Annotated in this window: 17 protein-coding genes; 8 read left to right on the top strand and 9 right to left on the bottom strand. The window is 74.1% G+C overall.

The features are described 5' to 3' along the window. Positions 1–39: 39 nt before the first annotated feature. Positions 40–2,949: a glycoside hydrolase family 9 protein gene (locus GA0070606_RS07715; RefSeq protein WP_091096324.1), complete on the bottom strand. Its 2,910-nt coding sequence runs from the start codon at positions 2,947–2,949 to the stop codon at positions 40–42. Positions 2,950–3,363: 414 nt separating this feature from the next. Between GA0070606_RS07715 and GA0070606_RS07720 the strand changes: the two genes are divergently transcribed. Next, entirely contained in the window at positions 3,364–4,146 is a 783-nt protein-coding gene (locus GA0070606_RS07720) for an LPXTG cell wall anchor domain-containing protein (protein WP_245724606.1), read from the top strand. Between the two features lie 289 nt (positions 4,147–4,435). Further along, positions 4,436–6,001, top strand: a complete 1,566-nt coding sequence (locus GA0070606_RS07725; RefSeq protein WP_091096327.1) for an aldehyde dehydrogenase family protein — start codon at positions 4,436–4,438, stop codon at positions 5,999–6,001. Between the two features lie 22 nt (positions 6,002–6,023). On the opposite strand, the gene GA0070606_RS07730 is transcribed toward GA0070606_RS07725, so the two are convergent. Together GA0070606_RS07730 and GA0070606_RS07735 are read right to left on the bottom strand one after the other, a co-directional pair. Continuing rightward, positions 6,024–7,103, bottom strand: a complete 1,080-nt coding sequence (locus tag GA0070606_RS07730) for a GNAT family N-acetyltransferase (RefSeq protein WP_091096330.1) — start codon at positions 7,101–7,103, stop codon at positions 6,024–6,026. 123 nt (positions 7,104–7,226) lie between these two features. Next, entirely contained in the window at positions 7,227–7,931 is a 705-nt protein-coding gene (locus GA0070606_RS07735; protein ID WP_091096331.1) for an ACT domain-containing protein, read from the bottom strand. 149 nt (positions 7,932–8,080) lie between these two features. Here GA0070606_RS07735 and GA0070606_RS07740 point away from each other — a divergent pair, with 149 nt between their 5' ends. Next, a complete protein-coding gene (locus GA0070606_RS07740) occupies positions 8,081–9,169 on the top strand; it encodes a phosphotransferase family protein (protein ID WP_091096333.1) in 1,089 nt (362 codons plus the stop codon). Further along, positions 9,169–10,383: an acyl-CoA dehydrogenase family protein gene (locus tag GA0070606_RS07745; RefSeq protein WP_091096336.1), complete on the top strand. Its 1,215-nt coding sequence runs from the start codon at positions 9,169–9,171 to the stop codon at positions 10,381–10,383. The genes GA0070606_RS07740 and GA0070606_RS07745 overlap by 1 nt, the downstream gene beginning before the upstream one ends. A gap of 835 nt (positions 10,384–11,218) precedes the next feature. On the opposite strand, the gene GA0070606_RS07750 is transcribed toward GA0070606_RS07745, so the two are convergent. From GA0070606_RS07750 to GA0070606_RS07775, 6 genes are all read right to left on the bottom strand, one after another. After that, positions 11,219–12,265 (bottom strand): LacI family DNA-binding transcriptional regulator, encoded by a 1,047-nt coding sequence (locus GA0070606_RS07750; protein ID WP_091096338.1) that lies wholly within the window; start codon positions 12,263–12,265, stop codon positions 11,219–11,221. 85 nt (positions 12,266–12,350) lie between these two features. After that, positions 12,351–13,784 carry a GH1 family beta-glucosidase gene (locus GA0070606_RS07755; RefSeq protein ID WP_091096340.1) on the bottom strand — a complete coding sequence of 478 codons (1,434 nt, stop codon included), beginning with the start codon at positions 13,782–13,784 and terminating at the stop codon, positions 12,351–12,353. Further along, on the bottom strand, positions 13,781–14,623 hold the full coding sequence (locus GA0070606_RS07760) for a carbohydrate ABC transporter permease (protein ID WP_091096342.1): 843 nt from the start codon (positions 14,621–14,623) through the stop codon (positions 13,781–13,783). The genes GA0070606_RS07755 and GA0070606_RS07760 overlap by 4 nt, the downstream gene beginning before the upstream one ends. A gap of 11 nt (positions 14,624–14,634) precedes the next feature. Continuing rightward, positions 14,635–15,600, bottom strand: a complete 966-nt coding sequence (locus GA0070606_RS07765; protein WP_091096344.1) for a carbohydrate ABC transporter permease — start codon at positions 15,598–15,600, stop codon at positions 14,635–14,637. A 121-nt stretch (positions 15,601–15,721) separates the two neighbouring features. Next, the gene (locus GA0070606_RS07770; protein WP_091096346.1) at positions 15,722–17,014 is read right to left on the bottom strand and encodes an ABC transporter substrate-binding protein; all 1,293 of its coding nucleotides are present in this window, start codon (positions 17,012–17,014) and stop codon (positions 15,722–15,724) included. Between the two features lie 380 nt (positions 17,015–17,394). Then, positions 17,395–17,940 carry a plasmid pRiA4b ORF-3 family protein gene (locus GA0070606_RS07775; RefSeq protein ID WP_091096348.1) on the bottom strand — a complete coding sequence of 182 codons (546 nt, stop codon included), beginning with the start codon at positions 17,938–17,940 and terminating at the stop codon, positions 17,395–17,397. Between the two features lie 150 nt (positions 17,941–18,090). On the opposite strand from GA0070606_RS07775, the gene GA0070606_RS07780 reads away from it, so the two are divergent. The 4 genes from GA0070606_RS07780 (at position 18,091) to GA0070606_RS07795 (ending at position 24,373) form a co-directional block, all read left to right on the top strand. Beyond that, positions 18,091–18,837, top strand: a complete 747-nt coding sequence (locus GA0070606_RS07780) for a pyrimidine reductase family protein (RefSeq protein WP_091096350.1) — start codon at positions 18,091–18,093, stop codon at positions 18,835–18,837. Between the two features lie 142 nt (positions 18,838–18,979). Next, on the top strand, positions 18,980–20,734 hold the full coding sequence (locus tag GA0070606_RS07785) for an ATP-binding protein (protein WP_091096352.1): 1,755 nt from the start codon (positions 18,980–18,982) through the stop codon (positions 20,732–20,734). A gap of 16 nt (positions 20,735–20,750) precedes the next feature. Then, a complete protein-coding gene (locus tag GA0070606_RS07790) occupies positions 20,751–21,899 on the top strand; it encodes an exonuclease SbcCD subunit D (RefSeq protein WP_091096354.1) in 1,149 nt (382 codons plus the stop codon). Next, positions 21,899–24,373 (top strand): AAA family ATPase, encoded by a 2,475-nt coding sequence (locus tag GA0070606_RS07795; protein ID WP_091096356.1) that lies wholly within the window; start codon positions 21,899–21,901, stop codon positions 24,371–24,373. The genes GA0070606_RS07790 and GA0070606_RS07795 overlap by 1 nt, the downstream gene beginning before the upstream one ends. The last annotated feature ends 37 nt before the right edge of the window (positions 24,374–24,410 follow it).

Genomic DNA, 24,410 nt, shown 5'->3' on the forward strand with positions numbered 1-24,410 from the left:
GCCGTTCCCGGCGCACGGCAACTGTCCAAGATCGGGGCGTCAGGAGAGGGTGCAGGGGGTGGCGTTGAGGGTGAAGGCGGAGGGTTCGGGGTTGGTGCCGGTGTGGGTGCCGTTGAAACCGAAGCTCGTCGACGCCCCCGGCGCGAGCCTGCCGTTGTAGGAGACGTTGGTGGCGGTGACCGCCGTGCCGGTCTGGGCCCAGGTCGCCGACCAGCCCTGGCCGACCTTCTGCCCGGCGCTGGGGAAGGCGAAGGCGAGCGTCCAGCCGTCGATCGTGGTCGTGCCGGTGTTGGTGACGGTGACGTTCGCCGTGAAGCCGGTGTCCCAACTGTTGGCCGTCCAGGTCACGGCGCAGCCGCCGGACGCGGGCGGGTCGGCGGTGGTGACCGCGACGGGGGCGGACGCCGCCGAGGCGTTGCCGGCCGCGTCCACGGCCACCACGTGGAACTGGTACGCCGTCGCGGCGGTCAGCCCGGTCACCGCGAGCGTGGTGCCGGTGGGCGAGCCGACAAGCGTGTCCCCGCCGGCGGCCGACCGGTAGACGCGGTAGCCGGTGACCCCGACGTTGTCGGTCGACGCCGCCCAGCTCAGGGTGAGCCCGGTGGCGGTGACCGCCGAGGCGACGGGGGTGCCGGGGCGCGTCGGCGCGACGGTGTCGGGGGCCGGGGCGGCCGGCGTGGTCACCTCCGCCACGGGCGAGGCGGTCGAGCGGTTGCCGGCGCCGTCGCGGGCCCGCACCGTGAACCGGTACGTCCGCTCGGGCAGCAGCCGGGTCACGGCCAGGGTGTTGGTGGCCGAGTTGAGCAGGACGAGCGCGTCGCTGCCCACCTGCGCCTGGGTGACCTCGTAGCCGGCCAGCCCGCTGCCGCCGGCGTCGGTGGACGCGGGCCAGGTCAGGGTCAGCCCGGTGGCGGTGACCGCCGAGGCGACGGGGGTGCCGGGGGCGGTCGGCGCGGTGGTGTCCGGGGTGGCCGGCCCGGGCTCCTCGCCCCAGATCCGGGTGGCGCCGGAGTGAAGCGTGACCTTCCGGTTCGGCCCCGCCGTCGCCTGGTACGACGGGTCGTTCGTCGGGTCCCAGGTGCCGCCCTCGGGCACGCCGATCTTGAACTGCACCTCCATCCGGTGCTGCGACTGCCCGGCGGGCGCGATGGTGTGCCCGGTGCAGTCCACCTCGACGTACCAGACGTCGCCGGAGAACTGCCTGGCGCTGGACGGCGACGGGCAGCCCTGGGTGTAGCCGGGGGTGACGGTGACCGGGCCGGTGCCGTCGGGACGGAAGTAGTAGCGGAACTTCCCGTCGGTCAGGGCGCGGGCCGGGAACGCCGACTTGTTGTAGACGATGGCCTTGAGGCCGGTGGCGCGCGGCTCGGCCTGCATGACCGTGGTCTCGACGGTCAGCTCGTCGATGTCGGGCGTCTCGGCGCGGGGGAAGCCGGCGAGCGGGGTGCCGCCGTACTCCTTGGTGAGCCGGGCCAGCGCGGAGGTGAAGCCGGCGTTGTAGTCGGTGGCGACCTCGTTCATCACGTAGTCCGACCGGTTGTCGGTGTACGCGTCGTTGGCCGCCGACGGGCCGCCGACCAGCGCGCCGTAGAGGGTGTGCCTGGTCTCGACGGGCACGGTCTGGCTGTCCCACCAGGAGCCGTGCGCGGTGCGGTGGTGCGGGTTCTTCGGGGAGTTGGTGCCGAAGCCGATGACGTAGCTGGAGGCGCGCGGGTTGTCGCCGAGGGCGTAGTTGATCTGCCGGACGGCGAAGTCCTTGTAGCGGGCCTTGCGGGTGGCGTCGGTGGTCTTGTCGCTGTAGACGAGGGCCGCGAAGGCGGTGTTCGCGGCGTAGCGCAGGGCGCCCCACGAGTCCAGCACGGCCATCCCGCCGGGCGAGTACGGCACCCGCTGCCCGTTGACGCCGACGGTCCAGTAGTCGAGCCACCGGTTGGCGTCGTCGACGTACTTCTGCTTGCCGGTCAGGTTGGCCAGCAGCACGTACGCCCCGAACTGCTTGTTGTCCCAGGCGATGGTCCACCGGTAGGAGCGGGTGGTGCTCTGGTTCTCGGTGCCGAGCCGGTCGTACTCGCTCTCGGCCTTCGCGAGGTAGGCGGCGTCGCCGGTGGCCCGGTACAGCCAGATGGCGGACCAGACCAGCTCGTCCTGCCAGCCGCTCCACGAGCGGTAGAAGCTGGTCGCGTCGGTGATGCACTCGTGGTAGCTCTTGCGCACGGTGTCGGCGAACGTGTGCAGCTGCCTGGCGTGCCCGAGCAACCGGTCGGCGTAGGCGGCGTCGGTGGGGCGGAAGACCATCGACGACGCGGCCATCGCCGCCGCCGTCTCGCCGGCCAGGTCCGCGCCGCCGCAGCTCGCATCGATCTTGTACGCGGGCCGCGCCATCGGCATCACCTCGGCCGGGCCCCACCACTTGTGGTCGTCGTCGCCCTTGCCGACCTGCCCGTAGAGCACGTTCGGCGCGGGGTGCGCCCTGACGAAGTAGTCGTTGACGAAGCGCAGGTTGTTGAGCAGGTGCGGCAGTTGGCCGCTGGCCACGTAGCCGTCGCGGTACTCGACCGCGCCCCAGGCGAGCATGGTGGCGCTGAACGCCATCGGGAAGCCGAACTTGACGTGGTCACCGGCGTCGTACCAGCCGCCGGTGAGGTCCACTCCGACGTCGGCGCCGTCGGTGAGGGCGGAGTCCCCGCGCCAGGAGACGCGGTTCCAGTCGGGCAGCGGGCCGGACTGCTGCGCCTCGTAGAAGAGGAGCGACTTCTGCAGCGCCTCGGCGTAGTTGAAGGCGGGCGCGGCGGCGGCCGGCCCGGCGGCGGGCGCGGCGGCGGCTGGCCCGCCGGCGGCGGGCGCGGTGACCGTGAGGGCGAGCCCGGTGGCGAGGGCCGCGCCGGCGGCCAGCAGGCGCCGTGACCAGGGTTGGTCGCCGGGCCGGCGCGGGCGTCTCGGGTGGCGCATGACGGTGCTCCTGTCGGTGACGTCGCCGACGGCGTCCGGGGAGGACTCGCAACGGCGTCGGAGCGGCCGTGGAGGCGACGCGGGCCGCCGGCGAAGGTGGTGGTGGGGTGGGTTCCGCTGGGACCGGGAGCGCTCCCATGGATGCCTGCCAATGTAGATGGGCCGTCGCCGGTTTGTGAAGACCGGCCAGGATGGACGGAGCCGCAACGCGGCCGACGCTGCGCCACAGAGGGCAATGGCGTTACATCGACACGCCCTGCGGAGAGTAGTTATTTTCGCCGTGCAGCCCGCGAGGCCGCCGCGTCGCAGCAGCTCAAGCCGATCGCCCGATGCCCGCCACCGTCACGCACCGTGCCATCATGTGCTGTCCCCTCGATCAATTCCGGAGGAATCCTCATGGCACACCGTCGGCGCGTGGCGCGCGCGGCCGTTTCCGCAGTCGCCGCCACGGCCTGTCTCGCTCTCGCCACCCCGGCCTGGGCGTCCAGCACCATCCCGCTGCACAAGCCGCACGAGGGCAAGACGGCAACCTTCCAACAGGAGTGCGGCGACCCCAGGTTCAAGGACCGGCCGGCCGACCACGACGGTTGGCACTTCGTCCTCGACGGCAGCAGGAAGACCTCGGGCGACTTCGAGGATCTGACCCTCACCTTCGAGAACCTGGCCGGCGCCACGGTGACGGTGAAGATTCCGGACCCCACCGACTCCTACCCCGACTTCCTCTCCGCGAACGGCGGCGAAGGCCAGGTCAAGCACGCCTACGTCTTCACCCCGGCCGGGTGGACACTGCTGGGCGGCAGCGCCACGATCACGGGCACGGCCGACAGCTTCAAGCTGAGCCACACCTGCGCGGGCACCGTCGCGACGCAGTCGCCGAGCCCGAGCCCGTCGGCGTCGACCTCGCCGTCGCCGTCGACGTCGGTGTCGCCGTCGACCTCGGTGTCACCCTCGACGTCGGCGTCGCCGTCGGAGTCCACCTCCCCGGGCGGGTCCGTGTCGCCGTCGGAGTCGGTCACCCCGTCGGTCACGCCGTCGGAGGGCACCGGCGGCAGCGGCGGCGGCGACGAGGACGAGGGCGGCCTGCCGCTGACCGGCGTGGCGACGACCAGCATCGCGCTGGCCGGTGTCGCCCTGATCGGCGGCGGCGCGCTGCTGATGCTGCGCCGTCGGCGCGACAACGTCACCTTCACCAGCTGACCCACCGAAGCGCCCGACCGGCCGCCGGACACCCGTCCGGCGGCCGGTCGCCGTTTCCCGGCCGGACATTCATCACATCATCTAAGTTTGTCGATACATTGACCGCGTATGGGCAGCTCAGGGCCGATGTCGCGGGTCGGCGAGGCGGGCCGGCGGCGGCGGGGCGGGGGCCGGGCGTTCCGGCATACGAACGTACTGTTGCCGCGCCGCTTTCGGCCGCGCGACAGTACGCGACACCAGCGGTGCCATCGACGCCGCCGCTCCCCCGGCCGACCCTGAGGAGATCGCGATGGCTCTACGACTCGCCGACGGCACCGCCTGGTCCGACACCCTCGCCCGCGCGGTGGCCGCCGCACCGGAGGCGTTCGGCGCCCCGGTCGACGGCGTCACCACGCTGCACAACCTCGTACGCGGCGACTGGCACGCGGTGGGCACGCCCAGCCCCGTCCGCACGCCGGTCGACAACACCGTGCTGGTCAACCTGCCCCGCCTCGACGCGGAGACCGCCCGCGCCGCGGTCGCGCACTCCGCCGCCGCGCACCGCGCCTGGGCCGAGACCCCGCTCGCCGAGCGCAAGGCCCGGGTCGTCGACGCCCTGGACGCGCTCACCGCCCACCGCGACCTGCTCGCCCTGCTGCTGGTCTGGGAGATCGGCAAGCCGTGGCGACTGGCCTGCGCCGACGTGGACCGCGCGCTGGACGGCGTGCGATGGTACGTCGGCGAGATCGACCGGATGCTCGCCGACGGCCGGGAGCCACTGCCAGGACCGGTCAGCAACATCGCGTCCTGGAACTACCCGATGAGCGTGCTCGTGCACGCCGAACTGGTGCAGCTCCTGGCCGGCAACGCCGTCATCGCCAAGACCCCGTCGCAGGGCGGGGCGGTCTGCCTCACCGTCGCGCACGCCCTGATGCGCCGGGCCGGGCTGCCCGCCACCCTGGTCTCCGGCGGCGGCGAGGAACTGTCCGAGGTGCTCGTCCGGGCGCCGGAGATCGGCGCGGTGGCGTTCGTCGGCGGGCGCTCCAACGGCGGCAAGGTGGCCGCCGCGCTGCTCGACTCCGACAAGCGGCACTTCATCGAGCAGGAGGGCCTCAACGCCTGGGGCATCTGGGACTTCTCCCAGTGGGACCTGCTCGCCGGGCACCTGAAGAAGGGCTTCGAGTACGGCAAGCAGCGCTGCACCGCGTACCCGCGCTTCGTGGTCCAGCGGGACCTCGTCGACCAGTTCCTCGACATGTACCTGCCGGTCGTGCGCTCCGTCCGGTTCGGTCACCCGCTCGCCGTCGACGCCGACTGGGCCGCCGGCGACCCGCTGCCCGAGCTGGACTTCGGCCCGCTGATCAGCGCCGCCAAGGCCGACGAGCTGCGCCGCAAGGTCGACGAGGCGGTACGCGGCGGCGCGGTGCCGCTGCACCGGGGCAGGCTCGACGGCGCGCCGTTCCTGGACGGGCAGGACACCTCGGCGTACGTGGCCCCGTCGGTGCTGCTCGCCCCGCCCGGCCGGTCCCGGCTGATGCACGCCGAGCCGTTCGGCCCCGTCGACACCATCGTCGTCGTGGACACCACCGACGAGCTGCTGGCCGCGATGAACGCCTCCAACGGCGCGCTGGTCGCCTCGCTGGCCTGCGACGACGAGGAGCTGGCCGGCAAGCTCGCGGTCGACCTCCAGGCGTTCAAGGTGGGCATCAACAAGCCGCGCTCCCGCGGCGACCGCGACGAGCCGTTCGGCGGCCGGGGCGCGTCCTGGAAGGGCGCCTTCGTCGGCGGCGACCTGCTGGTGCAGGCGGTCACCCAGGGCGGCGACGGCCGGCTCTACGGCAACTTCCCCGACTACAGCAGCTACCCGGCCACCTGACAGGTGCGGAGAGGGGCACCTCCTAGACCGGAGGCGTCAACAGGGTGCCCTTCGGCGCAGCGTGGGTGGTGAGCGGGACGGTGAAGGTGAGCAGGGCGCCGTCCCGCTCCGCCGGGGTCGGCCGGCCGAGCCGCCGCAGGGTGCGCAGCATCGGGGCGTTCTCCGCGTGGACGTGCAGCAGCAGGGCCGCGTAGCCGGCCCGCTCGGCGTGCCGGACCAGCCGGCGCAGCAGGGCGGAGCCGAGGCCCCGGCACTGCCAGTCGTCGCGCACCAGCAGCGCCACCTCGGCCTCGTCGCCCTCGGCGAGCAGGTTCGCCATCGCCACCACCGACCCCGCCGCCCCGGCCGGCTGCGTCGCCCCGGCGTCGCCGGTCGAGGCGAGCAGGGTGACGCCCCGGGCCGGCTCCAGCAGCCGGCGCAGCCGGGCCGGCGACGGTGCCGCCGCCCCACCCAGGTAACGGCGGTGCCGGCTGCGCGCCGAGCAGCCCTCGTGCAGCTCGACCACGCCGGGCAGGTCGTCGGCGGTCGCCGGGCGTACGGTCGCCTCGGCGCCGTCGGGCAGCACCAGGGTGACCTGCTCGGCGGCCCGGCGCGCGACGGTGGCGGACAGCTCGACCAGGGCCTGTGCCCGGGCGTACTCGGCGGGGGTGAAGCCCGGCGCGGCGCGGCGCAGCGCGAACGAGCCCCCGCCCGGGTCGGCGAGCAGCATGGTGGTCTCGGTGATCCCGCCGGCCGCCGGCGTGGGCCGCCAGCTGACCGTGTCCGCGCCGAGCAGGGCGCGCAGCACCTCCCCGGCGGCCTCCGGGTCCCGCGCCAGGCGGTTGGCCAGGCCGAGCGCCCGGGTGGGCTGGTCGGCCAGCCCGCGCGCCTCACTGCGCGCGACCCAGCAGTCCCGCCCCCGCCCCCGCTCCACGGCGGCGACGAGGTCGGCCTCGTCGAGCGCGTCGGGCGCGTCGACCAGAAAGTCGTCGACCGCCCCCCGCTCGGTGGTGTGCACCTGCACGGCGAGGATGTTGACCCCGCGCAACGCCAGGCTGGCCGTGAGCACCGACAGATAGCCCGGCCGGTCGTCCACGGTCGCCCGGATCCGCCACAGCGTCATGGTGGCCTCCCTTCCCGTACGACCCTCGCCGGTCGCTGTTGCGGGCCGGTTGCCCGGCGGTGACGGCTCTGGTCCGGGCGGCGCGACCTGCGCCACACCGCCCCCGCCCGGGCCGGCCCGGGCTCAGGGGTTGACGACCACCGGCGGGGCCCCGACCAGGTCTAGCCGGTCGCCGAGGATCACGGCGGCGGCCCGCACGAGCTGCGCCAGCCGGTCCACCTCGGTGGCGTGGAACGCCGCCGCGCCCGGCGTCCCGGCGCGCTCGCGGGCCACCACCAGCACCAGGCCGGCCCGGCCGAACGGCGCGACCGCGAAGTGCTCGCCGTCGGGCGCGGTCATCGCCCGGGCGCGCAGCGGCGTCACCTCCGGCAGCGGCGGCGGTACGGGGGCCCGCCAGCTCGCCGGCCCGACGGTCGCCTGCCCGGCGGCGCCACGGCGGGCGGCCCAGTCCAGGGGCACCACGGCGGCGACGGCCCAGTCGGCGGCGAGCAGCCCCGGCACGGCGTCGACCAGGGTGGCCACGCCCTCGGCGGGGTTGGCCGCGACCTGGGCCAGCAGTTCGGCGTCCTGCCCGGTGGTGGTGGGCGCGCCGATCGCCCGCCACACCCCGTCCACCCGTACGCCCGGAACGGCGGCCAGCCCGGCCAGCAGCCGCTCGACCCGCGCGGCACCCGGCCAGACCACGGTGAAGTCGTCCACTGCCCGCCCGCCCAGCCGCTCCAGCACGACCACCTGGACGATGTCCGCACCGGACACGCCCATGGTGCGCGCCACCTGGCCGAGCGTGCCCGGACGGTCCGGCAGGGTGACCCGAACTCGCAGCAACATGTCTGTCCCTCCGCTCGGCGGGCCGGCGCCATCCGCCGGCAGGCTGGGCACCAGCCTGGCCCGTGGGCGTTTCGCCCCTGTTGCAGTGCCATGTCCCGGGGGTCAAATCCGACCTTGACAACATGGCGGAGCTGCCATCAACTAATCGGATGACCGAGCCGGCCGTCGACGCGTACGGGCCGGGGAGCGCCGCCGCCCCCGCCGCCTCCCCCCGCGGGTTGGATCTCGACCGCCTCGCCGGCCACCTGGCGCGGCACCGGCCCGAGCTGGCCGGCGGGCCGCTGCGGGCCCGGCTGATCGCCGGCGGCAAGTCCAACCTGACCTACCTGCTCGACGCCGGCGGGCGGGAGGTCGTGCTGCGCCGCCCGCCGCTCGGGCACGTGCTGGCCACCGCGCACGACATGGCCCGGGAACACCGGGTGATCTCCGCGCTGGCGCCGACCGACGTGCCGGTGCCGGAGGCGCTGCTGCTCTGCGAGGACCCCGAGGTGATCGGGGCGCCGTTCTACCTGATGGAACGGGTGCGCGGCGACGTGTTCCGCACCCGCGCCCAGACCGACCCGCTGACCGCGGACCAGCGGCGGGGCCTGGCGATGGCGATGATGGACACCCTCGCCGCGCTGCACGCCGTCGAGCCGGCGTCGGTGGGCCTGGGCGACTTCGGCCGGCCGGAGGGCTACCTCGCCCGGCAGGTCCGTCGCTGGTCCGGCCAGCTCGACCGGTCCCGCAGCCGGCCGCTGCCCGGCATCGAGGAGCTGCGCGACCTGCTCGCCGCCACCGCGCCGGAGGGCGCCAACGCCGGCCGGATCGTGCACGGCGACTACCGGCTGGACAATCTCCTCGCCACCGTCGACCCGGTGGCCGTCCGGGCCGTGCTCGACTGGGAGATGGCCACCCTCGGCGACCCGCTGGCCGACCTCGGGCTCCTGCTGACCTACTGGGACGTGCTCGGCGGCAGCGACTCGGCCGCCGGCAACCCGGTCGCCGACGGGCTCGGCCCGAACGCCGGCTTCCCCACCGGCTCGGAGCTCATCGAGCGCTACGCCGGGCGCGGCGACGTCGACGTCGGCCCGCTGCACTGGCACGTCGCGCTCGGCTGCTTCAAGCTCGCGGTGATCTGCGAGGGCATCCACTACCGGCACACGCTCGGGCAGACGCTCGGCGAGGGCTTCGACCGGATCGGCGACATGGTGGCACCGCTGGTCGAGCACGGGCTGACCGCCGCCAGGGAGCGGTGATGGACTTCGCGTACGACGCCCGCACGGAGCAGTTGCGGGCCGAGCTGACCGACTTCCTGGAGCAGCACGTCCACCCCGCCGAGCCGGTGCACGCCGAGCAGGTGGCCGCTGCCGGCGACCCGTGGGCCCGGCCGCCCGTGATGGCCGAGCTGAAGGCCGAGGCGCGCAAGCGCGGCCTGTGGAACCTCTTCCTGCCCGACCCGCGCCACGGCGCCGGGCTGACCAACCTCCAGTACGCCCCGCTGGCCGAGCTGACCGGGCGCAGCCCTCACCTGGCGCCGGAGGCGGTCAACTGCGCCGCACCGGACACGGGCAACATGGAGCTGCTCGCCGAGTTCGGCTCGCCGGAGCAGCAGGAGCGCTGGCTGCGCCCGCTGCTGGAGGGCGAGATCCGCTCGGCGTTCTGCATGACCGAGCCGGAGGTCGCCTCCTCGGACGCGACGAACATCGCCACCCGGATCGTCCGCGACGGCGACCACTACGTGGTCAACGGGCGCAAGTGGTGGTCGTCGGGGGCGATGGACCCGGCCTGCGAGATCTTCGTCGTGATGGGCAAGACCGACCCGGGGGCCGACCGGCACCGCCAGCAGAGCATGATCCTGGTGCCGCGGAACACCCCCGGCGTGACGGTCCGCCGCGGCATGACGGTGTTCGGCTACAGCGACGCCCCGCACGGCGGCCACGCCGAGATCGACTTCACCGACGTGCGGGTGCCGGCGGAGAACCTGGTCGGGGCCGAGGGCGCCGGATTCGCGATCGCGCAGGCCCGGCTCGGCCCGGGGCGGATCCACCACTGCATGCGGCTGGTCGGCATGGCGGAGCGAGCCCTGGAACTGCTCTGCCGGCGGGTGACCGAGCGGGTGGCGTTCGGCCGGCCGTTGGCCGAGCAGGGCGTGGTCCGCGAGTGGATCGCCGAGTCGCGGGTGCGCATCGAGCAGGCCCGCCTGCTGGTGCTCAAGACCGCCTGGCTGATGGACACCGTGGGCAACAAGGGCGCGCACACCGAGATCCAGGCCATCAAGATCGCCACGCCGGCGATGGCCGAGTGGGTGATCGACAAGGCCGTCCAGGCGTACGGCGGCGCCGGCGTCAGCCAGGACACCCCGCTGGCCGCCCTCTGGGCCCAGGCCCGCACCCTGCGCCTGGCCGACGGCCCGGACGAGGTGCACCGCGCCTCACTCGCCAAACGCGAACTCCGCCGCTGGTCGGACTGACCACGACACCGACCGGACCCGCGCCGCCACCCGCCGACCGGCCCGCCCGCCCGGCCCCGACCGAGCCCACGCCACAGCCCTCCTGGCTGTCCGGGCGGCCGGACGGGCCGACAGACGAACGGCAGGCGGCGGACGGCAGGCGGCGGACGACAGGCGGCGGACGACAGGCGGCGGACGACAGGCGGCGGCGGACGACAGGCGGCGGACGACAGGCGGCGGACGACAGGCGGCGGACGACAGGCGGCGGACGACAGGCGGCGGACGACAGGCGGCGGACGACAGGCGGCGGGCATGCTGCCGTATCGGCGCTGTCGAGCTGATGTCACAAACGACTCACCGAGGACGGGTGACCTTTTCGCGGAGCCGCCGTCCTCGTCCCCGGACCGCAGCAGTCGCCGGCGAGCGTTGACGGTGATGTCGTGGACGACTCAGCTCGACAGGCACACCCGCGAGACACCGCCGCCCCATCCGCCGGACAAGAACCTCGCCAGTCGCCAGTGATGTCGTGGACGACTCAGCTCGACAGGCACCCCGGCGGGATATCGCCCCGGGCGGAGGGTGCGGCGCGAGGCCGGTCGTCACCGGCGAAGGCGGTGGCCCAGGGCCGGCAGCCGGGGGCAAGGCCACGGCCGGAGGCGGGGGGCCCGCAGTGGCCAGCGGCGGGGGGCCCGCAGTGGCCGGAGGCGGAAGCCCGCAGTGGCCAGCAGCGGGGGGCCCGCAGTGGCCGGCGGCGGGAGCCCGCGGTGGGCGGCGGCCGGCTTGTCCAGCCGGACGAGACCGCCGCTGCGGCGCGCTGCGGCTGCGGCCCGGGTCAGGCGGGTGCGGCGAACCGGGATCAGGTGGAGGCGCGTTCCACGAGTTGGGTGTCGAGGAGGATGTGGGGGGACGGGAGCTCGTCGCCGCGGATGCGGGAGACCAGCAGTTGGGCCATCTGCCGACCCATCTCCTCCACCGGCTGGAAGACCGTGGTCAGCGGCGGGTCGGACTGCCGGGCGATCGGCGCGTCGTCGAAGCCGACCACGGCCACGTCCTCCGGCACCCGCCGGCCCGCCTCGCGCAGCGCGCGCAACGCGCCGAACGCCATCAGGTCGGAGGCGACGAAGACGGCGTCCAGGTCGGGGCAGACCTCCAGCAGCCGGCGCATCCCGGCCGCCCCGCTGCCCTCGCTGAAGTCCCCGTACGCGACGAGGTCGGGGTTGACCCCGCCCCCGGCGGCCCTGACGGCCTCCTTGTAGCCGGTCAACCGCCCCAGGCCGGCACCCATGTCCTGCGGGCCCGCGATGGTCGCGATGCGCCGCCGCCCCCGGCCGGCCAGGTGCTCGACGGCGCGCCGGGCGCCGCCGACGTTGTCCACGTCGACGTAGTACGCGGGCTGCGCGCCGGGCTGCAGCATCCGCGCCGGCCGCCCGCCGAGCACGGTGGGCAGGCCGCGCTCCTCCAGCAGGGTGGGCAGCGGATCGGAGTCGTGCAGCGACAGCAGCAGGACCCCGTCGACGTGCTGGTTGGTCAGGTGGTGCTCGACCCGCTCCCGCTCGATCGGCGACTGCACCATCGCCAGCCAGAGCTGCAGGGGCGTCTCCAGCAGGCCGGAGCTGACGCCCCGGACGATGCCGGCGAAGAACGGCTCGGTGAAGACCCGGTCGCCGGACTCGGAGACCACCAGGGCGATCGAGTCGGTGCGCTGGGTGACCAGGGCGCGGGCGGCACGGTTCGGCACGTACCCCAGCTCGGCGATGGCCTGCTGCACCGCGGCGCGCGCCTCGGGGCTCACCTGCGGCGAGCCGTTGACCACGCGGGAGACCGTCCCGCGGCCGACGCCGGCGCGCGCGGCGACGGCGTCGAGGGTCGGGCGCCCGAGCGACCGGGTGCGCTGCGTTGTCATCGTCTGCTCCTCCGACGGCGGGCCGGCCCCGGCCCCACCCCGCGCGGGGTGGGGCCGGGGCCGCCCGTTGATGGCTGGCCCTCGCCTATTGTGCGGCCAGACCGTTGCGTCGGATCACCTCGGCGTACCACCTGGCGCTGGACTTGGGGATGCGGACCTGGCTGTCGTAGTCGACGTAGACCATCCCGAACCGCTTCGTGTAGCCCCAGGCCCACTCGAAATTATCCATCAGCGACCAGGCGAAGTAGCCGCGCAGGGGCACCCCGGCCTCGATCGCCTCGTGCGCGGCGCGCAGGTGGGCGTCGAAGTAGGCCAGCCGGTCGGCGTCGTCGACCCGCCCGTCGACCACCGAGTCGACGAAGGCGGAGCCGTTCTCGGTGACGTAGAGCGGCAGGTCCGTGTATTCCTCGTGCACCCGGCGCAGCGTCTCCACCAGGCCGGGCGCGTCGATCTCCCAGTTCATGTCGGTGACCGGGACGCCCCGGGTGACGAACCGGACGTCCTCGCTGCCCGGCCAGCAGGACGGCGACCGCCAGTACGGCTCCGGCTCGGCGCCCTCGACGGCGGCGGCGACCACGTGGCGGCTGTAGTAGTTGACGCCGACCAGGTCCAGCGGGGTGGCGATGGTCGCCAGGTCGCCGTCGCGCACGTGCCCGAAGTCGGTGACGCCGGCCAGGTCGGCCATCAGGTCCGCCGGGTAGGAGCCGCGCAGCAGCGGGTCGAGGAAGAACCGGTTGGCCAGCCCGTCGATGCGGCGCGCGGCGTCGACGTCGGCGGGGGCGTCGCTGGCCGGGGTGACCGGGTAGAGGTTGACCGTCACCCCGACCTCGGCGGCGGGCCGGGCCGCGCGCAGCGCCTGCACGGCGAGGCCGTGGCCGAGCATCAGGTGGTGCCCGGCCCGGACGGCGTCGGCCCCGTCGGAGCGGCCCGGCGCGTGCACGCCGGAGCCGTAGCCGAGGAACGCGGAGCACCACGGCTCGTTCAGCGTGGTCCAGTAGCGCACCCGGTCGCCGAGGGCGTCGGCGACCAGCGTGGTGTAGTCGGCGAACCGCGCGGCGGTGTCCCGGGCCGGCCAGCCGCCGACGTCCTCCAGCGGCTGCGGCAGGTCCCAGTGGTAGAGGGTGAGCCACGGCTCGATCCCGTGCGCCAGCAACTCGTCGACGAGCCGCGAGTAGAAGTCGAGCCCCTCGGCGTTGGCCGGGCCGGCGCCGCCGGGCTGGACCCGGGGCCAGGACACCGAGAACCGGTAGGACCTCAGCCCCAGCTCGGCCATCAGCGCGACGTCGGAACTCAGCCGGTGGTAGTGGTCGCAGGCGACGTCGCCGGTGTGCCCGGCGACCACCCGGCCGGGGGTGTGGCTGAAGGTGTCCCAGATGGACGGGGTCCGGCCGCCCTCGGCCGCCGCGCCCTCGATCTGGTACGCGGCGGTCGCCGCGCCCCAGAGGAAGCCGGGCGGGAAGGTCAGCGGCGGACGGTCGTCGAGGACGCCGACGGCGGGCGGGGTGGCGGGGTTGCTCACGACTTGACGGCACCTTCCATGATGCCGCCCACGATCTGGCGGCCGAACAGGATGAACACGATCACCAACGGTAGGGTGCCGATCGCGGTCGCGGCGAACACCTGCGAATAGTCGGTGTAGTAGGCGTAGGACAGGAAGGCCAGCGAGACCTGCAACGTCGGGTTCTCCGAGGTGAGCACCGCGTACGGCCACAGGAACGAGTTCCAGGTCTCCATGAAGGTGAGCAGGCCGAGCACGGCGGCCGCGGGGCGCAGCGCGGGCAGCACGATGCTCCAGTAGATCCGGAACGTGCTCGCCCCGTCCACCCGACCCGCCTCGATCAGCTCGTCGGAGACGGCCTGGGTGGCGTACTGCCGCATCATGAACACGCCGAACGCGCTGACCAGGAACGGCACGGTCACCGCGTAGAGGGTGTCGAACCAGTTCAGGTCCTGGATCATGCCCCACAGCGGGATGAGGCCGAGCTGCGTCGGGATCATCATGGTGATGATGATCGTCAGTAGCAGGGCGTTGCGGCCACGGAAGCGCAGCTTCGCGAAGGCGAAGCCGGCCAGCGATCCGGTGATCACCACGGAGACCGTCACGATGCCGGAGACGATCACCGAGTTGAGCAGGCCGGTGAGGAAGTTCGCCGCCTCGTTGTCGAGCACGCGGCCGAAGTTGTCGCCGAACGATCCGGCGGGCGCGACCGGCGGCGGGACGTCGTTGATCGAGTCCAGGCTGCGGGTGGCGATCACCACCATGTAGTAGAACGGGTAGATCGAGAAGAGCGTCGCAAGGACGAGCGCGACGTAGGTCAGCGGGCTGGTGCGCCACAGGCGCCGGGAGGCCGAGTTCATCTGGGCGTTCCTCACTTCACCGTACGGCGGACGAGCAGGAAGTTGATCCCCGAGACGAGCGCGATCATCAGGAACATCGCCCAGGCGACCGCCGCGCCGTAGCCGGCCGTGTTGAGGTTCTCGATGCCCAGCTCGTACATGTACATGGCCAGGGTCTGGAACTCGCGCTGGTCGCCGCCGATGATGTTGCCGTTGGCGAAGACGAGGGGCTCGGTGAAGAGCTGGAGCCCGCCGATCGTGGAGAGGATCACCACGAAGACGAAGGTCGGCGTGAGCATCGGCAGGGTGATCCGCCAGAACTGCTTCCACTGGCTGGCCCCGTCGAGCGCCGCCGCCTCGTACAGGTCGCGCGGGATGGCCTGCATGCCGGCGAGCAGGATCAGGGTGTTGTAGCCGGTCCACCGCCAGTTGACCATGGAGGCGATGGCGGTCCAGGAGCTCCAGCGCTCGGCGTCCCAGTCGATCGCGTCGATCCCGACGAAGCCCAGCAGCCAGTTGATCACGCCGAAGTCGCGCTGGAAGAGCATGCCGAAGACGATCGCCACGGCGGCCACCGAGACCACGTTCGGCATGAAGATCGCCAACCGGAAGAACGTGCGCGCGCGCAGGAAGGTGCGGTTGAGCAGGTTCGCGAGGAAGAGGGCGAGCAGCAGCTGCGGAATGGTCGACAGCAGGAAGATGCCGAACGTGTTGAGCGTGGCGTTCCAGAAGTAGTCGTCCTTGACCAGGGCGACGTAGTTGTCGAACCCGACGAAGCTGTGGTCTCCGATCAGGTTCCAGTCGTGCAGGGACATCCAGGCGGTCCGCAGCATCGGGTAGAGCCCGAAGATGCCGAAGACCACGAAGAACGGCGCGATGTAGAGGTACGGCGAGTACTTCAGGTCCAGCCGGGTCAGCGAGTGGGACCGGCGCCGCGACGGCGGGCGGGGCGGCGGTGCGGCGGGCGACGGCGGCGCCGTCGTGGCCGAGAGGCTCATGCGGGGTCCTTTCCCGGCGTCGGCGCGGGCGCGCTCCGACGCCCAGGCGGTGGTACGCGGAACGGGACGGCGCCGGTGGCGCCCGGGTGTCGACCCGGGCGCCACCTGGCGACGGGGTGGGTCAGAAGGCGCCCTGCGTCTTGGCGTCCTTGGTGAACTGCTCCCAGGCCTTTTCCTTCGTGGCCTGCCCCTGTTCGTACGAGCGCAGCGCCGGCTCGAACGCGTTCTCCTTCACCGCCTGGTGCTTCGGGCCGAGGTGCAGCGGCTGGATCTTGGCAACGCTGTCACCGAAGATCTTGCCGGTCGGCGCGTTGTTGAAGTACTCGTTGGTGTAGGCGAGGAACTCCTGGTTCTTCAGCGCCTCCAGGTTGGTCGGCAGCGGGCCCTTGAGCTTGAACGCCGCCACCTGGCTCTGCGCGTTGGTCAGGTACTCGGCGAGCTTCGCCGCCTCCTTCTGGTGCTTGCTCTGGTTCGGGACGCCGAGCCAGGAGCCACCCCAGTTGCCGGCGCCGCCGGGCACCGGGGCGACGTCCCACTTGCCCTTGTTCTCGGGGCCGGAGTTGTCCGAGACGATGCCGAGCATCCAGGACGGGCAGAAGGTCGCCGCGAAGGTGCCCTGCTTGAAGCCGGCCGACCACTCCGGCGACCAGGTGGCCGTCTCGGCGGTGATGTTGGCGTCGGCCATCGCGACCGCGGTGTCCCAGGCGGTCTTCACCGCCGCGCTCTTGTCGGCGACGATGTTGTCGTCCTTGTCGTAGAACAGCTCGCCGCCCTGCTGGAACATGACCGCGCTGGCGGCGGTGGTGACCGAGTCGACCAGGCCCTTGCCGGTGGCGGCGCGGTACTTCTTGCCGGTCTCGATGAAGGCGTTCCAGTCCGGCCAGAGGGCGGCGACCTGGTCCCGCTCGACCGGCAGCTTGGCGGCCTGGAACAGGTCGCGCCGGTAGCAGACGGCGAGGCTGCCGACGTCGGTGGGCAGGCCGATCAGCCGGCCGTCCGGCGCCTTGCCCAGCTCGTACTTCCAGGGCAGGTAGTCCTTGCTGTGGTCGGCGACCAGCGGGGCGAGGTCGACCCAGTTGGCCGGGTTGGCCTTGAACTCGTTGAGGATGCCCTCTTCGAGGGCGACCACGTCGGCCGCGCCCCGGCCGGTGGCCAACGCCCGGACGATCTTCGGCCGGTACTCGTTGAGCTGGGCGACCTTCCGCAGCTCGACCTTGATGCCGGTGTCCTTCTCGTACTGCTTGATGATCTCGTCGTAGCCGAACTCGCCGAACGTGTCGACGACCAGCTTGGCGGGCTTCCCGCCGGCCGCCGGCGCGTCGTCGTCGTTGCCGCAGGCCGCGAGCCCGCCGAGGGCGGTGATCGCGGCCAGGGCGGCGGCCGCCATGCGGGTGCGCCGCGTGGTGAGGCTCATCCTGACCCCTCTTTCGGTGGTGAGGCTTGATTCGGGTGTGGTGGGGGGTGCCGTGCGCGCCACCGGCGCCGGGCGGAACCGGCTGTCGGCGGCCGGAGCGGGCGCGGGTGAGCCGTGCCACGTCCCCGGGAGCGCTCCCATGAGATTGCCGGGGGGTGTGAGGGGTGTCAATAGGCCTATGGGAGCGTTCCCAGATCGTTACCGCCGGAACCGCTCCGAGGATGCCGGGACGACCGCCTCGCCGCTGACCAGCGCAGCGCCGGGAGGCGCACCCGGACGAAACGGTTCAGCGGGCGGTCCGGGCGACGCCGCCGCCGGTCGGTGCCGGTACGGAACGACAGGGCGGCCCGGGGCCGCCGAAACGGTTCAGGCGACCGGGGTCAGCAGAAGCGGCGCAGCAGGGTGCCGGCCCGGCCGGCGTCGAAGCCGGCCGGGTCGAAGCCCTCGCCCACCCAGTCCCGCATCGACCGGTGCTCGGGGTGGCCGGGGTCCGCCAGCGCGGCCAGCAGGGTCTGGTAGCCGACCGGGCCGCCGACGTCCTCGGGCGGGCACGCCCGCTCCCCGCCCACACAGGACGGGTAGCGCTCGTCCGGGTCGGCGGTGAAGGCGTCCTCCACCACCAGGTCGTGCTCCCACCAGTCACCGAAGTCGTAGGTGTAGTGGAACCGGCTGCCCTTGCCGACCACCGCGTCGAGCCGCACGTCCAGCTCGTCGTGCAGGGCCAGCTCGCCGTCGGGGTCGGGCTCGCCGTACTGCCGGCCCTCGATGTCGAACGAGTGCAGGTGGCAGTCCCGCCAGCCCATCGCGTGCTGCACCACCCGGTGCAGCCGGTCCAGGGTGTAGCCGCCCGGGACGAGCACCCGCCGCCAGACCGGCGGCCGGACCCCGGCCAGGGAAATCTTCAGCCGGAAGATCTGACGCGGCATGCTGTCCCATCCTTCCTCGGCATAGGCTGCGGGCATGATCTGCCGAGCGTGCCGGGCCAGGCGGCACGACGAGTGTCCGGGCCGGAACTGGTGCGACTGCCAGCACCGTACCCCCCGACCCACCCCTCCGGTCACCGGTCCGGCCGGCGAATGAGCGTCGGAATCCCGATCTCGGCCCTCTGGCCGGAGCCGTCGGCGCGGCCGCTGGACGACGCCGCGCTCGCCGCGCGCTACGGCCGCGCCGACCGCCCCCACCTGCGGGTGAACTTCGTGACCAGCGTCGACGGCGCGGTCTCCGTCGACGGCTACTCCGCCGGGCTCTCCGGCGAGCCGGACAAGCGCGTCTTCGGCCTGCTGCGGATGCTCTGCGACGCGCTGGTCGTGGCCGCCGGCACGCTGCGGCAGGAGGGCTACCGCGCGGTCCGCCTCGACGAGCGACGCCGGGCGTGGCGCCGCGAGCGCGGCCTGCCCGAGTACCCGACGCTGGTCGTCGTCTCCGGCTCCCTCGACCTCGACCCGGCGCAGGCCGCGTTCGCCGACGCGCCGACGCGGCCCGTGGTGCTCACGCGGGGTGACGCCACGGCGCCGCCCGGCCTGGCCGACGTCGCCGACGTGGTGCGCTGCGGCGACGACCGGGTGGACCTCGCCGCGGGCCTGGCCGAGCTGCGCCGCCGCGGCCTGGGTCAGGTGCTCTGCGAGGGCGGGCCGCGCCTGTTCGGCGCGCTCACCGCCGCCGACCTGGTCGACGAGGTCTGCCTCACCGTCGCCCCGCTGCTGGCCGGGGCGGGCCCGGGGCGGATCACCGCCGGAGGCCCGAGCGAGGTGCGCCACCTGCCGCTGCGGCACGTGCTCGCCGCCGCCGACGGCGTCCTCATGCTCCGCTACGCCCGCGACTGAGCGTGGTCGGTCGGGCACCCTGCGACGGGGTGGCCGGCCGGGTGCGTGGCGTCCGCCGCGTCGCGTGGCAACCTGTCGTACTCCTCGGGCAGGATGCAGGCGTGTGCCCCGACCGCGACGACCAGCCGACCGGAGTTGCCCGATGACTGACGACGGGTTCGACGGCCCGGGCGAGGAGGTCGGCCGGGTGCTGGGCACGGCCGACGCGACCCCCCTGCAGTTCTGGACGGCGGTCTCCCCCGGCAGCTACCTGCAGCTCGACGACGTCGTGGTGACCCGGCGGGAGCTGCCCGACCGCGAGCCGGTGACCATCGCGGGTGTGGTCACCCAGGTGCGCGCCCGGCACGAGGGCGCCCAGTTCGACTCCGACGTCTTCGCCATCGCCGACGGCACGCTGCCCGCCCAGGTGCAGGAGGCCGCCGAGATCACCACCACCCGGGTCGACCCGGAGCTCTACGTGCCGCCGTCGCCCGGCGCCGTGGTGCACCGCGCCGAGGGCGACGCCCGGGCCCGGGCGCTGCACTTCGACCGGATGGAGCGGCGGATCCCGATGGGGATGGGCCGCGACGGGGTGCCGGTCTACCTCAACGCCGACTTCCTCGACGGCAGCCGGGGCGCCCACGTGTCGATCTCCGGCATCTCCGGCGTCGCCACGAAGACGAGCTTCGCCACCTTCCTGCTCTACTCGGTCTTCCGCTCCGGGGTGCTCGGCGGCGACGCCGTCAACGCCAAGGCGCTCATCTTCAACGTCAAGGGCGAGGACCTGCTCTTCCTCGACCACCCCAACACCCGGCTCGACGACGCCACCCGCGCCGCCTACGCGAAGCTGGGCCTGAGCGCCGGGGCGTTCCCCGACGTGCGGGTCTACGCCCCGCCCCGGGTGGGCGACTCCTCCGGCACGCCCGACGTGAGCAGCCGCCTCACCGGGGTGGACAGCTTCTACTGGACGCTCGCCGAGTTCTGCGCCGACCGCCTGCTGCCCTACGTCTTCGCCGACGCCGACGACGAGCGCCAGCAATACACGATGGTCGTGCACTCGGTCGCCGCCCACCTGGCCCGGCACGCCCAGCCCGCCGACGGCGGGGTGAGCATCGACGGGGTGCGGCTGGGGTCCTACGCCGACCTGGTCGACCACGTCGTCGAGCAGCTCAACGACGACGAGACCCGTTCCGACTGGGCCGGCAGCGCGGTCGGGCTGGGCACGGTCAACGCGTTCGCCCGCCGGCTGATCGGCAGCAAGAAGGACCTGTCCCGGCTGATCCGGGGCGACCTGGCCACCCGCCGCCCGCACAGCATCAACACCGCCGAGAGCGCCCAGGTCACCGTGGTCGACCTGCACAACCTGCCCGACCGCGCGCAGCGGTTCGTGGTCGGCGTGACGCTCAAGAGCGAGTTCGAGCGCAAGGAGAAGTCCGGCACCGCCAAGCCGCTGCTCTTCGTCGTGCTCGACGAGCTCAACAAGTACGCCCCCCGCGAGGGCTCCTCCCCCATCAAGGAGGTGCTGCTCGACATCGCCGAGCGGGGCCGTTCGCTCGGGGTGATCCTGGTCGGCGCCCAGCAGACGGCGAGCGAGGTGGAGCGCCGGATCGTCACCAACTCGGCGATCCGGGTGGTGGGCCGGCTCGACCCGGCCGAGGCGTCCCGCCCGGAATACGGCTTCCTGCCGCCCGCCCAGCGCCAGCGCGCGCTGCTGGCCAAGCCCGGCACGATGTTCGTCAACCAGCCCGACATCCCGGTGCCGCTCTGCCTGGAGTTCCCGTTCCCGGCCTGGGCCACCCGGGTCTCCGAGGCCGGCCGGGCGCCGTCGCAGACGCTCCGGTCGATCACCGGCTCCGCCGACCCCTTCGCGGTGGTCGGCTCCGGCGGCGGCACCAGCGACGACGACATCCCGTTCTAGGGGCAGGAGGCGACCCGTGAAGATCCTGCACACCTCCGACTGGCACGTCGGCAAGGTCCTCAAGGGCCAGTCGCGGGCCGAGGAGCACAAGCAGGTCCTCGCCGGGGTGATCGACGTCGCCCGGGCCGAGCGGCCCGACCTGGTCATCGTCGCCGGCGACCTCTACGACACCGCCGCGCCGACGCCCGAGGCCACCCGGCTGGTCACCCGGGCCCTGACGGCGCTGCGCCGCACCGGCGCCGACGTGGTCGCCATCGGCGGCAACCACGACAACGGCCAGGCCCTCGACGCGCTGCGCCCCTGGGCCGAGGCCGCCGGGATCACCCTGCGCGGCGGGGTCCGGGAGAATCCGGACGAGCACGTCATCGACGGCACCACCGCCGGCGGGGAGCGCTGGCGGCTGGCCGCGCTGCCGTTCCTCTCCCAGCGCTACGCCATCCGAGCCGTGGAGATGTACGAGCTGACCGCCGCCGAGGCCACCCAGACCTACGCCGACCACCTGGGCCGGGTGCTGGGCCGGCTGACCGAGAGCTTCACCGAGCCCGACCGGGTGCACCTGGTCACCGCCCACCTGACGGTGGTCGGCGCGACCACCGGCGGCGGCGAGCGCGACGCGCACACCGTGCTGGGCTACGCGGTGCCGGCGACCGTCTTCCCGGGCACCGCCCACTACGTGGCGCTGGGCCACCTGCACCGCTCGCAGCGGGTGCAGGGCCCGTGCCCGATCCGCTACAGCGGCAGCCCGCTCGCCGTCGACTTCGGCGAGCAGGAGAACGTGCCGTCGGTGACCGTCGTCGAGGTCACCGCGACCACGGCGGCGCAGGTCCGCGAGGTGCCGGTGGCCGCCGCGGCCACCCTGCGGACGGTCCGGGGCACCCTGGCCCAGCTCGCCGAGATGGACGTGCCGGACGCCTGGCTGCGGGTGTTCGTGCGGGAGCAGCCGCGGGCCGGGCTGCGCGAGGAGGTCCAGGAGCTGCTGCCCCGCGCGCTGGAGATCCGGATCGACCCCGAGCTGGTGCCCGCCCCGGGCAGCGGCACCCGGGTGGCGCAGCGGGCCGGGCGCTCGCCCCGCCAGCTCTTCGCCGACTACCTGGACAGCCGGGGGCACACCGACGACGGGGTGCGGGAGCTCTTCGACGAGCTCTTCGAGGAGGTCGACCACTGATGCGGCCGATGCGGCTGGACATGGCGGGCTTCACCGTCTTCCGGGACGAGACCACCATCGACTTCACCGACGCGGACTTCTTCGCCCTGGTCGGGCCGACCGGTTCGGGCAAGTCGACGGTGCTGGACGCGATCTGCTTCGCCCTCTACGGCACGGTGCCCCGCTGGGGCGGCACGCGAGGGCTGGCCAACGCCCTCGCCCCGTCGGCCACCGAGGCGCGCGTCCGGCTGGTCTTCGAGTCCGGCGGCGCCCGCTACGTGGCGACCCGGGTGGTCCGCCGCGACGGCCGGGGCAGCGTGAAGACGGCCAACGCCGGGTTGCAGCTCATGCCGGCCGGCTTCGACGTGACCAAGCTCGACACCGGGCTGAGCCCGGACGACCTCGGCGAGGTGGTCGCCGGCACCCCCGCCGAGATGGAGCAGGCGGTGCTGGAGGCGGTCGGGCTGCCGTACGAGCAGTTCACCAGCTGCGTGGTGCTGCCGCAGGGGCAGTTCGCCGACTTCCTGCACGCCAAGCCGGCCACCCGCCAGCAGATCCTGGTCAACCTCCTCGGCCTCGGGGTCTACGAGGAGGTGCAGAAGCGGGCCACCGCGCGGGCCGTCCAGGCCGAGGCGAAGCTGGAGGCGGTCGACCAGGCGCTGGCCGGGCTCGCCGACGTCGACGACGCCGCGCTGGAGGCCGCCGCCGGGCAGGTCGACCGGATGCGGGAGCTGGTCGGGGCGGTGACGGGCGCCGTACCGGAGCTGGCGGCGGCCCGGGCGACGGCGCGCGAGGCGGGCGCGGCGCTGGCCGCCCTCGACGCCGACCTGGCGGTGCTGGCCGCCGTCCGCGCGCCCGACGGGGTGGCCGAGGTCGCCCGGGCGGTGGCCGCGGCGCGGGCCGACGCCGACGAGGCGGCGACGGCGGTGTCGCTGGCCGAGGAACGGGAGGAGAAGCTGCGCGGCGAGTTGGCCGCCGCCGGCGACGAGAGCGCGCTGCGGCTGCTGCTGCTGGCGTACACCGACCGGGAGAAGCTGGCCGGCGAGGCGGAGACGGTCCGCGCGGCCGTGACCGGAGCGCAGGCCGAGCACGGCGCGGCGGTGGCGGCGCTGGCGCAGGCGCGGGCGGCGGCCGAGCGGGCCGAGGCCGAGCTGGAGGCCGCCTTCCGGGCCCACGAGGAGGCCAAGGCGACAGACCAGGCCGTGGCGCTGCGGGCACATCTGCGCGACGGGTCGACCTGCCCGGTCTGCGAGCAGACCGTGGCGCGGGTGCCGGCGGTGCCGGCGGATTCGGCGGTGGCCGCCGCGACGGCGGCGGGGCGGGCGGCGCGGGCCGCCACCAAGGCCGCCCAGGCGGTCGTGCAGGAGCGCGACGCGGCGGCCCGCGACCTGGAACGGGTGCTGGTGCGGGCGCGGGCCCGGCAGGACCAGGTGGACGCCCGGCTGGCCGAGCTGGACGCGCAGTTGGCGGGGGCGGCCGAGCCGGCGGTGCTGCGCCGCGAGCTGGACGACCACGCGCGGCTGCGCCGGGCGCTGGACGAGTCGGCGGCGGCGGTGCGGGCCGGCCGGGAGGCGGCCCGCCGGGCCCGGGCGGCGGTGGACGCCGCCGAGGAGCGGCTGCGCGCGACCTGGCGGGCGTTCGACGCCGCCCGCGACGGGCTGGCCCGGTTCGGGCCGCCGGCCGCCGACCGCGAGGACCTCGGCGCGGCGTGGGCCGCGCTCACCGGGTGGGCCGACGCGGAGACGGAACGCCGCCGCGCGGAGCGGGCGGGACGGGCCGCCGCCGTGGCGGAGGCCGAGGCGCTGGCCGCCGCCGTCGGCGAGCGCATCGCTGGCATCCTCACCGCCGCCGGGCTGCCGGCCACCGACGATCCGGTACGCGCCGCCGACCGCGCCCTGGAGCGCGCCGAGGCCGAGCTGCGCGAGCTGGAGCGCCGCCGCGAGCAGGCCGGCGGGCTGCGCGAGCAGCGAGCCGGCTACGAGCGCGAGGCGCAGGTGGCCCGGGCCCTCGCGGGGCACCTGCGGGCCAACAACTTCGAGCGCTGGCTGCTCGCCGAGGCGCTGGACCTGTTGGTCGACGGCGCCTCCGGCATCCTGCGGGAGCTCTCCGGCGGGCAGTACGACCTGGTCCACGACAAGGGCGAGTTCTTCGTCGTCGACCACCACGACGCCGGGCTGCGCCGGGGCGTGCGCACGCTGTCCGGCGGCGAGACGTTCCAGGCGTCGCTGGCGCTGGCGCTGGCGTTGTCCGAGCAGCTCGCCGGGATGTCCACCACCGCGGCGAGCCTGGAGTCGATCGTGCTCGACGAGGGCTTCGGCACGCTCGACGCGGCGACCCTCGACACGGTGGCCGCCACCCTGGAGAGTCTGGCCGCCCGGGGCGACCGGATGGTCGGGGTGGTCACCCACGTGCCGGCGTTGGCCGAACGCATCCCGGTCCGCTACGAGGTCAGCAAGGACGCCCGGTCGGCCCGCGTCGAGCGGACCGGCCGGTGAGCGGGGGCCGCGGCGTCCCGGCGTCCGTGACGGGAGG

Source organism: Micromonospora citrea (assembly GCF_900090315.1).
GTDB classification, from domain to species: Bacteria; Actinomycetota; Actinomycetes; order Mycobacteriales; family Micromonosporaceae; genus Micromonospora; species Micromonospora citrea.